Genomic DNA, 13,520 nt, shown 5'->3' with positions numbered 1-13,520 from the left:
CCGCCGATCTCGCTGAGTGGAGCGACGCGCTGCTTCCCGCCCTGCCCGACCGCGCCGTGCTGTGCGGCTGGTCGCTCGGCAGCCTGATCGCGCTCGACCTTGCCCGCCGCCATCCCGGACGGGTGGCCCGTCTGATCCTCATCGGCGCCACACCCTGCTTCGTCGCCCGCAACGGCGACGCTCCGTGGTCAAACGGTCTCGACGCCGCGACGGTCGCAACCTTCAACGCTAGCTTCGCAGCGGATCCCGCCGGCACGCAGAAGAAGTTCATCGCCCTGCAGTCGCTCGGCGACGCACGCCGGCGCGCCGTCGCCGCAGACCTCGTCGCCGCCCTCGCCGATGCCGGCCCGGCCCACGCGCCGGGCCTCTCCTGGGGGCTGGAACTCCTCGCGGACACCGACCTCCGCGCCCACGTGCCGGATATCCACCAGCCCACGCAGCTGATCCACGGCGCGGGCGACGCGCTGATGCCGCTCGCCGCAGCGCAGTGGCTCGCGCACCAACTCCCGAACGCGCGGCTCACGCGCTTCGACGACTGCGGCCACGCGCCCTTCCTGTCGCGCCCGCAGGAATGCGCCGCGCTCATCGCGGAATGCCTCGATGACTGAGCGGCATCGCCACAAGCAGCAGGTGCGCAAGGCCTTCGACAGCGCCGCGGACAGCTACGACCGAGCCGCCGCCGTCCAGCGCGAAGCTTGTCATCGCCTGGCGACCCTCGCGGGGGCAACGCCCCCGTCCGGATCCGTCTCCCGCATCCTCGACGCCGGCTGCGGCACCGGCTTCGGGCTGGACCTGATCGCGCGAGCCCATCCGGAAGCGCAAGTCGTCGCGCTCGATTTCGCTCCGGCCATGCTCGCACGCCTGCGCCAGAACAGCCCCGCCGCAGCGGTCGCGCCGCTGTGCGCCGACCTCGAAGCCCTGCCGCTGGCAGCCGGCTCCATCGATGCAGTCTGGTCCAGCCTCGCGCTGCAATGGTGCGACCCGGCGCTCGCGCTCGCCGAGATCGCCCGTGCCCTGCGCCCCGGCGGCATCGCGTGGATCGCGACCCTCGGACCCGCGACCCTGTGGGAACTGCGCGAGGCCTTCGCTCGCGTCGACGAAGCGAGCCACGTGATCCGCTTCCACCCCCCTGCCGAATGGATCGCTGCCGCCGCGAAGGCGGGCCTCTCGCCCGTCGCCCGCGATCTGGAACCCGCCTACGCGCTCGCCCCCGACCTGCGCGGCCTGCTGCGCGACATCAAGGCCATCGGCGCACACAGCGTCGGCGAACAGCGGCGCCGCAAACCCCTCGGGCGCGCCGCATGGCGCACCCTGGAAGCAGCCTACGACGCGCACCGTCGCCCCGACGGACTGCTCCCCGCGACCTACGACCTCATCCTGCTCGCCCTGAAGAAATCGGGAGAAATCCATGACTGAGCGCCGCGCCTGGTTCCTCACAGGAACCGACACCGAAATCGGCAAGACCTTCGTCACCTGCGCCCTGCTCCACGCCGCGCGCGCGGCCGGGCGCAGCGCGGTCGGAATGAAGCCCATCGCCGCCGGCGCCGACCTCGTCGATGGCGAGCGCGTCAACGAAGACGCCGCGCGGATCCGCGCCGCCGGCAGCTTCGATCCGGGCCTGCGCCTGCTGAACCCGTACTGCCTCGCGAGCCCGATCGCCCCCCACATCGCCGCCGCCGAGGAAGGCGTCCGCATCGAACCCGCACGCATCCTGCGCGCCTTCGAGGAACTCGCCGTACGCGCCGACATCGTCATCGTCGAAGGCGTCGGCGGCTTCCGCGTCCCGCTCGACGAGCGCTACGACACCGCGGACCTCGCCGTGGACTTCGCGCTGCCGGTGATCCTCGTTGTCGGCATGCGCCTGGGCTGCATCAACCACGCACTGCTCACCGTCGAGGCGCTCGCGGCACGCGGCCTGCGCCTCGAGGGCTGGATCGCGAACCGCGTCGATCCCGCGATGCTGCGTTTCGATGAAAACCTCGCGGCCCTGCAGGCCAGGATTCCCGCCCCCCTGCTGGGAATCGTGCCGCACGTCCCGGACGGCGATCCGGCGAAGGCCGCTGGCGCGCTGCGCCTGCCGGACTGAATAGTCGAACCCGGCTAGCCCCTTGCGACAGCACCCTGCTGGCGCACCTGCTCGAACAGGCAGATTGCCGCGGCTGCGCCGACGTTCAGCGACTCGACCGCCCCGGGCATCGGGATCACCACCAGCCCGCTCGCCAGCGCTGCGACCTCGGCCGACAGCCCCTGCCCTTCCGCCCCGAACAGCCACGCGACCGGCCCACGCAGGTCGCACTCATACAACGGCTGCGCCCCCGCACCGAGGCCCGTTGCGAGGATCTGCCCCCGATAGCCGCGCAGTACGTCGGCGACCTGCACGTGCTCATGAATCCGCAGGCAGAAATGCCCGCCCATCCCGGCGCGCAGCACGCGCGGAGACCACGCCTGCGCGCATCCGGGTGTGAGCAGGACTTCCTTCAGCCCCGCTGCCGCTGCCGTGCGCAGGATGGTGCCGAGATTGCCCGCGTCCTGCACACCATCCAGCACCAGAAGCGAATCGCACAGCCCCTTCGGCATCGGCGAATTAGGGATGTCGATCACCGCCAGGATTCCCGACGGGGTATCGACCGGGCTCACGTGCGCGAACAGCGGATCGGTCAGCTGCAACACCGGCAGCGCGCCACAACGCTCGACGATCCCCCGGATCTCCGGCCGCTCCAGCCCCTGCGCGCTCACCACGATCTCGCGCAACGGCCACCCCGCGTCGAGCGCCGCCTGCATGAGGTGCGCCCCATCCAGCAAGGTCAGCGCGCTGCTGCGCCGCTCGCGCGACGAAGTCGCGAGCGCATGCAGGCGCTTCACGTTGGGATTGTCGCGGGAGGTGATCGCCTTCAAGATCGGGAAGTCCGGAGCGCTCGGGCAGTCAGACGCCCAGCCCCAGCGTCGCGATCGCGACCGTAGCGGCGCCGAGCACGATGTTGAAGCCGACGCGCTGCCGGATCTGGTTCAGCGCCACCGCACCCGCCGCCCACTCCTCGCGCGCCACGGCCGCCCGCAGGCGCCGCCACGGCCCGAACCAGATCGACAGGAACACGGCGATCATCACGAGACCGGTCAACATCATCACATGCCAGGCGCGCGGCGCGTTGCCGAAGCCGACCTCGACCAACCTGCCGATGCCGGTCACCGGAAGCAGCACGACCGCCACCCACACCATCGGAAAGAAGCGCTCGAACACCCCCACCCACAGGGGCAGGCGCTGCGATGGCGGTAATGCCGTCGCCGCCGGACGCAGGCACAGGTACGCGAAGACCATGCCGCCTACCCACACGATCACGCTGGCCAGATGAAGGAAGAGCACCAGATGCCGGAGTGTCACAGCAGAGTCCCCGCAGGCCAGAGTTCAGGATTGTCGATCAGGGCACGCACCGGGCCGAAACTGCGCCGATAGCAGTCGATCACCCCGTGCCGCCGCAAGGCGGCAAGGTGTGCGGCGGTCGGATAGCCCTTGTGCGCGGCGAAGCCATACTGCGGGAAAGCCGCATCCAGCTCCAGCATCTGCGCGTCGCGCACGGTCTTGGCGAGGATGGATGCCGCGGAAATCGCCGGCACCGTCGCATCGCCCTTCACGACCGCCTCGCTTGGGACATCAAGTTTCGGGCAGCGGTTGCCGTCCACGCGCACGAGATCGGGCACGCGACCGAGCGCAACGACCGCCCGCTGCATCGCCAGCATAGTCGCATGCAGGATGTTGATCCGGTCGATCTCCTCGACCGTCGCCTCCGCAACAGCCCAGGCCAGCGCCCGCTCACGGATCACCGGCGCCAGCCGGTCGCGCGCGCGTTCGCTGAGCTTTTTCGAATCGTTGAGTCCGTCGATCGGCCGCGCCGGGTCGAGGATCACGGCCGCAGCCACCACCGAACCGGCGAGCGGCCCGCGCCCGGCCTCGTCGACGCCGCAGATCAGGCCGGTTGCCGGGAGGGATTCCATTCGGGCGTCCTGTTCAGGTAGGGAAGAATCGCCGTCGCCGCCTTCTCCGCGGTGTCCTGACGGAGTTGCCGGTGCAGCGCGTCGAAGCGTTGCGCGAGCTGCGCACAGCCGTCGGGGTCGCCGAGCCAGCGGTCGAGCGCATCGGCAAGCGCCGGCGGCGTCGCATCGTCCTGCAGCAGCTCGGGCACCACGGTCTCGTTGCACAGGATGTTCGGCAGACCCACCCACGGCAGGTATGCCATGCGCTTCATCAGCCGGTACTGCCACTTGCCGATGCGGTAGCTGATCACCATCGGCCGCTTCAGCAGCGCAGCCTCCAGGCTCGCCGTGCCGCTCGCGACGAGCACCACGTCGGCTGCCGTCATCGCCTCCACGGCATGTCCGAATAGCATGCGGATCGGCAACTCATTGGCCTGAGCGGAGCACAAGGCCTCGGCGAACAGCTGACGCGTCTCGCGCGTCGCCAAGGGGACGACGAAAGACACCTCGGGATGGCGTTCGAGCAGGAGCTTCGCCGTCTCGATGTAGGTCGGCGCCAGGTTGCGCACCTCCGACTGCCGGCTTCCGGGCAGCAAGGCAATCACCCGCCCCGCGGCCGGCAGGCCGAGCAGCTCACGCGCGTGCTCCCGGTCGGGCTGCAGCGGAAACGTGTCCGCCAGCGGATGACCGACATAGGTAACCGGGATCCCCGCCTGCTCGTACAGCGCCGGCTCGAACGGGAAAAGGCACAGCATGTGCGACACCGCACGCGCAATGCCCTTGATCCGCCCGCCGCGCCAGGCCCAGATCGACGGACTGACGAAATGGATTGCCGGCATGCCCGCGCCGCGGATCTTGCGCTCCAGCCAGAGGTTGAAGTCGGGTGCATCGACACCGATGAAGGCGTCGGGCCGCTCGGCCTTCACCTGCTTCAGCAGCGTCCTGCGTATTCCGGACAGCTCGCGATAGCGCTTCAGCGCATCGACATAGCCATGCACCGCGAGCCGCTCGCACGGCCAGCGCGCATCGAACCCCTCGGCCTGCATCTTCGGCCCGCCGATGCCGAAGAATTCCGCATCGGGGATCTTGTGCCGGATCGCCCGGATCAGGTGACTCGCGAGCAGGTCTCCCGAGGCCTCGCCCGCCACCATCGCAATGCGGATTGCCATGGCATCAGCGGACGATACCGCGCTCCGACGCAGCGATGAAGGCGGCGAACGGCGCGACCTCCGGATGCTCGCCGGCGATCTCGCCGACGCGCGTACGCGCCTCGTCGAGGCTCAGGCCCGCACGGTACAGCGCACGGTACGCGCGCTTGATCGCCGCGATGCCGTCCGCGGAATAACCGCGCCGACGCAGTCCTTCACTGTTGATGCCATGCGGCTTGGCCGGGTTGCCGGCGACGGTGACATAGGGCGGCAGGTCCTGCAGCAGCACGGTGCCGACACCGCAGAAGCTGTGCGCGCCGACGCGCACGAACTGATGCACGCCCGTAAAACCGCCGAGGATCGCCCAGTCGCCGACGTGCACGTGCCCCGCGAGCGTCGCATTGTTCGCGAAGATCGTGTGGTCGCCGACGTGGCAGTCGTGCGCAACGTGCACGTACGCCATGATCCAGTTGTCGCTGCCGATGCGCGTGACGCCCGCATCCTGGCTGGTGCCGACGTTGAACGAGCAGAACTCGCGGATCGTGTTGCGATCGCCGATCTCGAGCAGCGTCGGCTCCTCGTCGTACTTCTTGTCCTGCGGCGCGGCGCCGATCGAACAGAACTGGAAGATCTCGTTGTCGCGGCCGATCTTCGTGCGGCCCTCGACCACGACGTGCGGGCCGATACGCGTGTTGTCGCCGATCTCGACGTGCTCGCCGATGATCGAGTACGGGCCCACCGAAACGTTCTCCCCGAGCTTCGCTCCGGGGTGGACAATGGCGCTCGCGTGAATCATGACAGGGTCTTGAGGGCGCACATCAGTTCGGCTTCGGCCGCGATTTCGCCGGCCACGCGCGCGACCCCCTTATACTTGTAGATGTTGCGCTTGCTCTGGGTGATCTCGACGTCGAACTGGAGCTGGTCGCCCGGCACGACGGGGCGCTTGAAGCGCACGTTGTCGATGCCCGCGAAGTACACCACCGAATTCTCGTCGGGCTTGATGCCCATCGTCTTGAACGACAGCAGCGCCGCCGCCTGGGCCATCGCCTCAACGATCAGCACGCCCGGCATCACCGGATGGTGCGGGAAGTGCCCCGGGAAGAAGGGCTCGTTCATCGTGACGTTCTTCAGCGCCAGGATGCGCTTGCCTTCCTCGAGCTCCAGCACCCGGTCCACGAGCAGGAACGGGTAGCGATGCGGAAGGTATTGGAGAATTTCGTTGATGTCCATGGAGCTCACTCAGGCTTGTGTTCGTCGAGGCGTTGTTCGAGGGCGCGTATTCTATCCACGAGCGCGTCGAGATGGCGCAGATGCGCGAAGTTTTTGACCCAGTCGGCGTGACCCTGCACCGGGAGATTGGCGGTATACACGCCGGGCTTCATGATCGACTTGGTGATCAGCGTGCCCGCGGAAACGACCACGTCATCAGCGATGCTCAGGTGGCCGATAATCCCCGCCTGACCGCCGATCATGCAGCGCGCGCCGATGGTCGTGCTGCCCGCGACGCCGACGCACCCGGCGATCGCGGTGTAGTCGCCGACGCGCACGTTGTGGCCGATCTGGATCTGGTTGTCGAGCTTGACGCCCTTGCCGATCACGGTGTCGTCGAGCGCGCCGCGGTCTATCGTCGTATTCGCGCCGATCTCCACGTCGTCACCGACGACGACGCGTCCGACCTGCGGAATCTTGATCCAGCTGCCGTCGCGTTCACGCGCGAAACCGAAGCCGTCGGAACCGATGACCGCCCCCGAATGCACGATGCAGCCCGCACCAAGCACGCAGCCTGCATAAATGGAGACATTCGCGTGCAGCCGCGTACGCGCTCCGATGCTCGCGCCTCGCGCGACGCGGCAGCCCGGGCCGATGACGACACCTTCGCCCAGCGTCACGTCCGCCTCGATCGACGCACCGGGCCCGACCGACACCGAAGGGGGGATCGGACTTGCGACGCTCGCCGTGGGATGCACCCCCGGTGCGAAGGCCTCGGGCGGATTGAACAGCTGCGCGACGCGCGCGAAATAGGCATACGGATCGTGCGTGACGATCAGCGGGCGGTCACTGAGCGCACGCGCCGCGGGAGCGACGATGACGGCAGAGGCCCTGCAGTCGCGCAAGCGCGACTGGTATTTCGGATTCGCGAGAAAGGCGAGATCGCCCTCGCCCGCCTGATCCAGCGTCGCCACACGCCGCACGACCGTGGCCGGATCCCCTACCAGTTCGCCGCCCAGACGGGCGACCAGTTCTTCCAGCCTGAACATGTGGCGCGATACCCGCCTTACTTGGTGTCGGCGAGGGCCTTGATCACCTTGTCGGTGACGTCGATCCGCGGACTGGCGTAAACAGCTTCCTGCAGGATCACGTCGAACTTCTCGGCTTCGGCGATCTGCTTCACGGCGCGGTTGGCACGGTCGAGGACCGATGCGAGCTCCTCATTGCGGCGCTGGTTGAGATCCTCGCGGAACTCGCGCTGCTTGCGCTGGAAGTCGCGGTTCAGGTCGTTGAACGTGCGCTCCTTGGTGCGACGGTCGGCTTCCGCCATCGTGACGCCGTTGCGCTCGAGGTCCTCCTGCGTCGTCTGCAGTTCCTTGCCGAGACGCTGGAGTTCCTGATCGCGTTTCTCGAACTCCTTCTCGAGGCGCTGTTGCGCGCGCACCGCCGGCGCCGCCTCACGCATCACGCGATCCGAATTCACGAATCCGATCTTCGATTCGGCGAATGCCGCCGGAGCCGCAATGCTCAGAACCGCAGCGGCGAGAACGGACAATGTCGTTGCTTTCACTTATCTCTCCAACGGATGTCAGGGTGGCCCTGTCGATCAGAAGACCGAGCCAAGCTGGAACTGGAACTTCTGCAGGTCGTCGTCCTTTTCCTTCTTGAGCGGGATGCCGAGGCTGAACTTCAGCGGACCGATCGGCGAACTCCACGAGAAGGCCAGACCGGTACTGTAGCGCAGGTCGCCGAATTTCGCCTTGTCGCCCGATGCCCACACCGTACCCGCGTCGATGAAGGCCGACATGCGGAACGAGCGGTCCATGCCGGCGCCCGGCAGCGGGAAATAGAACTCGGCGTTGCCGATCACGCGCCGGTTGCCGCCGATCGAGTCTTCGCTGACCGGATCCTTCGGACCGATCGAGCTCTGCTCGAAGCCGCGGATGGAGCCAATACCGCCTGCATAGAAGTTCTTGTAGAACGGCAGCGTCTCGCCGCCGTAGCCCTTGGCCCAGCCGAGATCGGTGTTGAGCATCAGCGCGTAGTCGCGGCCGAACGGGAACCAGTGCTGATACTGGTAGTTGAGCTTGGTGTATTTCAGCTCGCCCGGCGGCACGGCCATTTCGCCGAACACGCGCTGGAAATTGCCCTTGCGCGGATAGATCACGCTGTCGCGCGTGTCGCGCGCCCAACCGGCCGACGCAAGCAGGCTATTGACGGTGACGTTGCCGATACCGTTATCGTTGCTGCAACCCTGCTCCTTGCAGAAGTTGATGTACTGGACGGGGCTGTCGGCAAAAGTCGTGATCCTGGTGCGATCGACCGCAAGACCGAAGTTGATCGAATCGTCCTCGCCGATCGGATAGCCGACGCGCATGCCGGCACCGGTCGACACGGTCTTGTAGGGTGCGACGGACAGCGTGTTCGACGGGTCGTAGGTCCGGTGGTAGAGATCCCAACCCAGGCTCACGCCGTCGATCGTGTAGTACGGATCGGTGAAGGACAGCGCGTAGGTACGGCTCGACTTGCTGGTATTGAGCGCGAGCGTCAGCGCGTTGCCCGAACCGAACAGGTTCTGCTGCGAGACCGACGCCGACAGGACCACCTTCTCCGAACTCGAGAAGCCGGCACCGAGCGAGAGATTGCCGGTCGCCCGTTCCTTGACGTTGAAGTTCACATCGACCTGGTCCGTCGTGCCCGTCACGGCAGGCGTCTCGACGTTGACTTCCTCGAAGTGTCCCAGGCGATCGACGCGCGTGCGCGAGCGGTTGATCTGCGCGGCGTCGTACCATGCGCCTTCCATCTGGCGCATCTCGCGACGGATGACCTCGTCACGGGTCTTGGTGTTGCCGCCGACGTTGATGCGGCGGACATACACGCGACGACCGGGGTCGACGAAGATCGTGAACGCGACTTCACGCTTCTCCTTGTCGACTTCCGGCGCGGCATTCACGTTCGCGAAGGCGTAGCCTTCGTTGCCCAGCCGGTCGGCAACGGCCTTGGTCGTCTCAGTCAGTTTCTCGCGCGAGAAGATCTCGCCCGGCTTGATCGCGACCAGCTTCTTGTACTCTTCCTCGGGCAGCACCAGGTCGCCGGCAAAGCGCACGGCGGACACCGAGTAACGCTCGCCCTCGGTGATGCTCAGGGTGATGTAGATGTCCTTCTTGTCGGGCGTGATCGACACCTGCGTGGAGTCGATGTTGAAATCGAGATAACCGCGGTTCAGGTAGTACGAGCGCAGCGTTTCGAGGTCTGCCGACAGCTTCTGGCGCGAATACTGGTCGTTCTTCGTATACCAGGTCAGCCAGCCCGGCGTCGTGAGCTGGAACAGATCGCGCAGCTCCGACTCCTTGAACGCCTTGTTGCCGATGATGCTGATCTGACGAATTTTTGCGACATCGCCCTCGTCGACCTTGAAGTTGATGCCCACCCGATTGCGCTCGAGCGGCGTCACGGTCGTCTCGATCACGGCGGCGTACTTGCCGCGGCTCAGGTATTGCCGCTTGAGTTCCTGCTCGGCGCGCTCCAGCAGCGCGCGGTCGAAGATCCGTAACTCCGCGAGGCCGACTTCCTTCAGGCCCTTCTTCAGCGCATCCTTGTCGAACTCCTTCACCCCGACGAAGTCGATCTGCGCGATCGCGGGACGCTCCTCGACGAGCACGACCAGGACGTTGTCCTCGGCTTCGATGCGCACGTCCTTGAAGAATCCCGTGGCGAACAGGCCGCGAATGGCCTCTGCCGCCTGCGCCTCGGTGAAGGTCTCGCCGACGCGCACCGGCAGGTAATTGAAGACGGTGCCAGCCTCGGTACGCTGGATGCCTTCGACGCGGATGTCCTTGACGACGAACGGTTCAAATGCAAACACCGGGGCAGCGGCAAAAAGGGCCGCTACGAGCCCGGACAGGAGCTTCAGTTTCATCGGGGAGTCAACCGGAAATGAGACGGGTTATGTCGTTGTAGAAGGCAAACGCCATCAGCATCGCAAGCGCGACCAGACCGATCTGCTGACCGATCTCCATGATGCGCTCGGGGATGGGACCGCCCTTGATAATCTCTATCACATAATACAGTAAATGCCCCCCATCCAGAATCGGGATGGGCAGCAGGTTCAGCACGCCCAGACTGATGCTGATGAGCGCGATGAACTTCAGGTAATGGTCGAGGCCGAGCTTTGCCGACTGCCCGGCGTAATCGGCGATCGTGACCGGCCCCGACAGGTTCTTCCACGAGATCTCGCCGGTCATCATGCGCCCGATCATCTTGAGACTCAGCACGCTGGTCTCCCAGGTCTGCGTGAGCGCCTTGCCGAGCCCTTCGACCGGACCGTAGCGAACGACGGCAAACAGGGCCTCCCTGCTCACACCGCTGTCGGCCACCGCGACGCCGATCTTGCCAACCTGGGTGCCACGCTCATCGACGGCATCCGGTACCAGTTTCAGCTCCACGCGCTGCTCGCCGCGCTGCACCACGGCAGCGATCGGCTGAGCGGGACGCTGACGCACGCGCTCGACCAGGTCGCTCCACGATGCGAGCTTCGCCCCGTCGAGTTCGACGAAGCGGTCCCCAGGCAGCAAGCCGCTGCGCGCCCCCGCCCCGCCTTCGATGACCTTTCCGACGACAGGCGCAATCAGCGGACGCCAGGCGCGCAGCCCCATGTTCGCGATCAGATCCTGCTCGCCGTCCTCGATCTTCACCGCGGAGAGATCCAGCGAACGATAGGTCTCAACGCCTTCCGCGGTGCGGACGTGGAGCGAAACCGGGGCCGCATCGAGCGCGTGGCGCAACAGCACCCAGCGCAGTTCCGGCCAGCTCCGCACGGCCTCGTCATTCACGGCCAGCACCAGGTCGCCCTCGCGGATCCCGGCGACCGCCGCCGGCGTAGCGGGGCCCGTCACCGCGAGCTGCGGCTTGAGTTCCTCGGTTCCGGTCGCGAAGAGGCCCCAATAGAGCACCACGGCGAGCAGGAAGTTGGCGAGCGGACCGGCCGCGACGATCGCGAAGCGTTTCCCCACCTTCTGCCGGTTGAAGGCGCGATGCAGCTCCTCGGGGGCGACCTCCCCTTCGCGCTCGTCGAGCATCTTCACGTAGCCGCCGAGCGGAAAGAGTGCGAGCGCCCACACCGTGCGATCGGCACCGGCGGTCCAGCTCAGCAGCGGACGTCCGAAACCGATGGAAAAGCGCAGCACCTTGACCCCGCACCAGCGGGCAACGAGGTAATGGCCCAGCTCATGGACGAGGATCAGGAGCCCGAGGGCCAGAATGAAGGGGATCAGGTAATCGAAAAAATTCATCGGCTCGTGTCGCGGGCGAGGATCTCGGTGCACGCGATGTCACGTGCCCTCGCATCCGCATCGATAATTGCATCGAGCGAGTCGACCGACAAGCCGTGCGTGCGTTCCAGCGTCGCCGAAATTACGTCCGCGATTCCGCGGAAACCGAGACGACCGCCGAGGAAGGCCGCCACGGCTTCCTCGTTCGCCGCATTGAGTACCGCGGCTGCCGCGCCACCCTCGCGCAGCGCCTGATAGGCCAGCGCCAGGCAGGGGAAGCGCTCGAAGTCGGGGCGCTCGAAGGTCAGGCGTGCGATCTCGAACAGGTCGAGCGAACGCACCCCCGCGTCGATGCGATCGGGGTACGCCATGGCATGCGCGATGGGCGTGCGCATGTCGGGATTGCCGAGCTGGGCCAGGACGGAGCCGTCGGCGTACTCGACCATCGAGTGGATAACGCTCTGCGGATGGACGACGACCTCGATGCGCTCCGCCGGCAGACCGAACAGCCAGTGCGCCTCGATGACCTCGAGCCCCTTATTCATCATCGTCGCCGAATCGACGGAGATCTTCCGCCCCATAACCCAATTCGGATGTGCGCACGCCTCGTCCGGGGTGACGCTGGCGAGGCTTTCGACCGAGCGCTCGCGGAACGGGCCGCCCGACGCGGTGAGCAGGATGCGCCGGATCCCGCGTTCGTCCGCGTTGCGACGGAAGTCGTGCGGCAGGGCCTGGAACACCGCGTTGTGCTCGCTGTCGATCGGCAGAAGCTGCGCCCCGCTCTCCGCGACCGCCTCCATGAACAGCGCGCCCGAAAGCACCAGCGCCTCCTTGTTGGCGAGGAGCACGCGCTTGCCGGCACGCGCCGCGGCCAGCGTCGGCGCAAGGCCCGCGGCGCCGACGATCGCGGCCATGACCGCATCCGTCTCTTCGTGGCACGCAACGTCGATCAGCGCCTTGGCGCCGTCGCGCACGCAGGTCTTCACCCCCGCGCCCTGCAGCCGTTCGCGCAAGCTCGCCGCGGCTACCGGATTCACCATCACCGCGAAGCGCGGCGAAAAACGCACGCAGAGCTCGACCATCCGGTCGACGCTGTCTTGCGCCGTGAGCGCGAAGGCCTCGAAGCGGTCGGGGTGGCGCGCGATGACGTCGAGCGTGCTCATACCGATCGAGCCCGTGGCCCCGAGCACCGTCACACGTTGAATTGTCGTATCAGACATCGATCAGATGGCGAGCCAGAGGGCGGCGAGGCCCACCAGCGGAAGGGTTGAGGTGAGGCTGTCGATGCGGTCGAGGATGCCGCCGTGCCCGGGCAGCAAGGTGCCGCTGTCCTTCAATCCGGCCTGCCGCTTGAGCAGGGACTCGAACAGATCGCCGACGATGCTCACGGCAGTGAATCCGGCGAGCAGCGGAAGCAGCACGACGACGAGCGGGGTGCGCGCGAATTCAGGGGAGGAGCCGAGCGCGAGCAGTACTCCGAAGATCATGACTCCCACCACGGCACCGCCGGCCCCCTCCCAAGTCTTTCCCGGGCTGATTTCGGGCGCAAGCTTGCGCCGCCCGAAGGCGCGGCCGGTGAAGTAGGCCGAAATATCCGCGACCGACACGGCCGCAATGACCGCGAGGAGCAGCAGCGGACTGACCGATCTCAGGTGGGCCATCGCGAGCGCCGGGGGAAGCAGCACGATCAGGCCTACGAGCACCGTGCTCGCATTTCCCTGCAGCCGCCATTTCCGCTTCAGCCAGAACGGCACCACGGCGAGCCAGAATGCGGCGCTGAGGGCATAGAACCCGACGATCCCGACCGGCGCTTGCCGCGCATCGCCCGCGAGTCCCGAAACGACCCCCAGCAGCAGGCAAGCGGCACCCATCAGCACCGCGTACACCGCGCGCTGCGCACCGGCAAAGCGGCCCAGCCCGCCCC

15 protein-coding genes are annotated in these 13,520 nt (G+C 66.9%); 3 read left to right on the top strand and 12 right to left on the bottom strand.

Annotated features, from left to right (window positions below; genetic code table 11):
- The 3 genes from GPA27_RS26220 to bioD form a co-directional block, all read left to right on the top strand.
- On the top strand, nt 1-608 hold a 608-nt coding region (locus tag GPA27_RS26220), incomplete at its 5' end, for an alpha/beta fold hydrolase (RefSeq protein ID WP_169143375.1).
- Nucleotides 601-1,416, top strand: coding sequence for a malonyl-ACP O-methyltransferase BioC (bioC, locus tag GPA27_RS26215; RefSeq protein WP_169143374.1), 816 nt, complete (start codon nt 601-603; stop codon nt 1,414-1,416). The genes GPA27_RS26220 and bioC, both read left to right, overlap by 8 nt.
- Nucleotides 1,409-2,086: a dethiobiotin synthase gene (gene bioD / locus GPA27_RS26210; RefSeq protein ID WP_169143373.1), complete on the top strand. Its 678-nt coding sequence runs from the start codon at nt 1,409-1,411 to the stop codon at nt 2,084-2,086. Before bioC ends, bioD begins: the two co-directional genes overlap by 8 nt.
- A gap of 14 nt (nt 2,087-2,100) precedes the next feature.
- Here bioD and GPA27_RS26205 read toward each other — a convergent pair whose 3' ends face one another.
- The 12 genes from GPA27_RS26205 to GPA27_RS26150 form a co-directional block, all read right to left on the bottom strand.
- A complete protein-coding gene (locus tag GPA27_RS26205; RefSeq protein WP_211165251.1) occupies nt 2,101-2,895 on the bottom strand; it encodes a TrmH family RNA methyltransferase in 795 nt (264 codons plus the stop codon).
- 28 nt (nt 2,896-2,923) lie between these two features.
- Nucleotides 2,924-3,379 carry a CopD family protein gene (locus GPA27_RS26200; RefSeq protein ID WP_169143372.1) on the bottom strand — a complete coding sequence of 152 codons (456 nt, stop codon included), beginning with the start codon at nt 3,377-3,379 and terminating at the stop codon, nt 2,924-2,926.
- Entirely contained in the window at nt 3,376-3,990 is a 615-nt protein-coding gene (gene rnhB / locus GPA27_RS26195; RefSeq protein WP_169143371.1) for a ribonuclease HII, read from the bottom strand. Before rnhB ends, GPA27_RS26200 begins: the two co-directional genes overlap by 4 nt.
- Entirely contained in the window at nt 3,963-5,138 is a 1,176-nt protein-coding gene (lpxB, locus tag GPA27_RS26190; protein ID WP_169143370.1) for a lipid-A-disaccharide synthase, read from the bottom strand. Before lpxB ends, rnhB begins: the two co-directional genes overlap by 28 nt.
- A 4-nt stretch (nt 5,139-5,142) precedes the next feature.
- On the bottom strand, nt 5,143-5,913 hold the full coding sequence (gene lpxA, locus GPA27_RS26185; protein WP_169143369.1) for an acyl-ACP--UDP-N-acetylglucosamine O-acyltransferase: 771 nt from the start codon (nt 5,911-5,913) through the stop codon (nt 5,143-5,145).
- Entirely contained in the window at nt 5,910-6,347 is a 438-nt protein-coding gene (fabZ, locus tag GPA27_RS26180) for a 3-hydroxyacyl-ACP dehydratase FabZ (protein ID WP_076602840.1), read from the bottom strand. Before fabZ ends, lpxA begins: the two co-directional genes overlap by 4 nt.
- Nucleotides 6,348-6,352: 5 nt before the next feature.
- The gene (lpxD, locus tag GPA27_RS26175) at nt 6,353-7,375 is read right to left on the bottom strand and encodes a UDP-3-O-(3-hydroxymyristoyl)glucosamine N-acyltransferase (protein ID WP_169143368.1); all 1,023 of its coding nucleotides are present in this window, start codon (nt 7,373-7,375) and stop codon (nt 6,353-6,355) included.
- Nucleotides 7,376-7,392: 17 nt separating this feature from the next.
- Nucleotides 7,393-7,896: an OmpH/Skp family outer membrane protein gene (locus GPA27_RS26170; RefSeq protein ID WP_076602842.1), complete on the bottom strand. Its 504-nt coding sequence runs from the start codon at nt 7,894-7,896 to the stop codon at nt 7,393-7,395.
- A gap of 36 nt (nt 7,897-7,932) precedes the next feature.
- Nucleotides 7,933-10,245 (bottom strand): outer membrane protein assembly factor BamA, encoded by a 2,313-nt coding sequence (gene bamA, locus GPA27_RS26165; RefSeq protein ID WP_169143367.1) that lies wholly within the window; start codon nt 10,243-10,245, stop codon nt 7,933-7,935.
- Nucleotides 10,246-10,252: 7 nt separating this feature from the next.
- On the bottom strand, nt 10,253-11,617 hold the full coding sequence (gene rseP, locus GPA27_RS26160) for an RIP metalloprotease RseP (RefSeq protein ID WP_169143366.1): 1,365 nt from the start codon (nt 11,615-11,617) through the stop codon (nt 10,253-10,255).
- Nucleotides 11,614-12,816: a 1-deoxy-D-xylulose-5-phosphate reductoisomerase gene (gene ispC / locus GPA27_RS26155; protein WP_169143365.1), complete on the bottom strand. Its 1,203-nt coding sequence runs from the start codon at nt 12,814-12,816 to the stop codon at nt 11,614-11,616. The genes rseP and ispC overlap by 4 nt, the downstream gene beginning before the upstream one ends.
- 3 nt (nt 12,817-12,819) lie before the next feature.
- Nucleotides 12,820-13,520 (bottom strand): phosphatidate cytidylyltransferase (locus GPA27_RS26150; RefSeq protein WP_169143364.1); only part of this gene is annotated, 701 nt, incomplete at its 5' end.

The organism is Aromatoleum toluolicum, from assembly GCF_012911005.2.
In the GTDB taxonomy this organism is placed as follows: domain Bacteria; phylum Pseudomonadota; class Gammaproteobacteria; order Burkholderiales; family Rhodocyclaceae; genus Aromatoleum; species Aromatoleum toluolicum.
The sequence above is the reverse complement of the archived record's forward strand: the minus strand, read 5'-3'. Positions and strand labels throughout refer to the sequence as shown.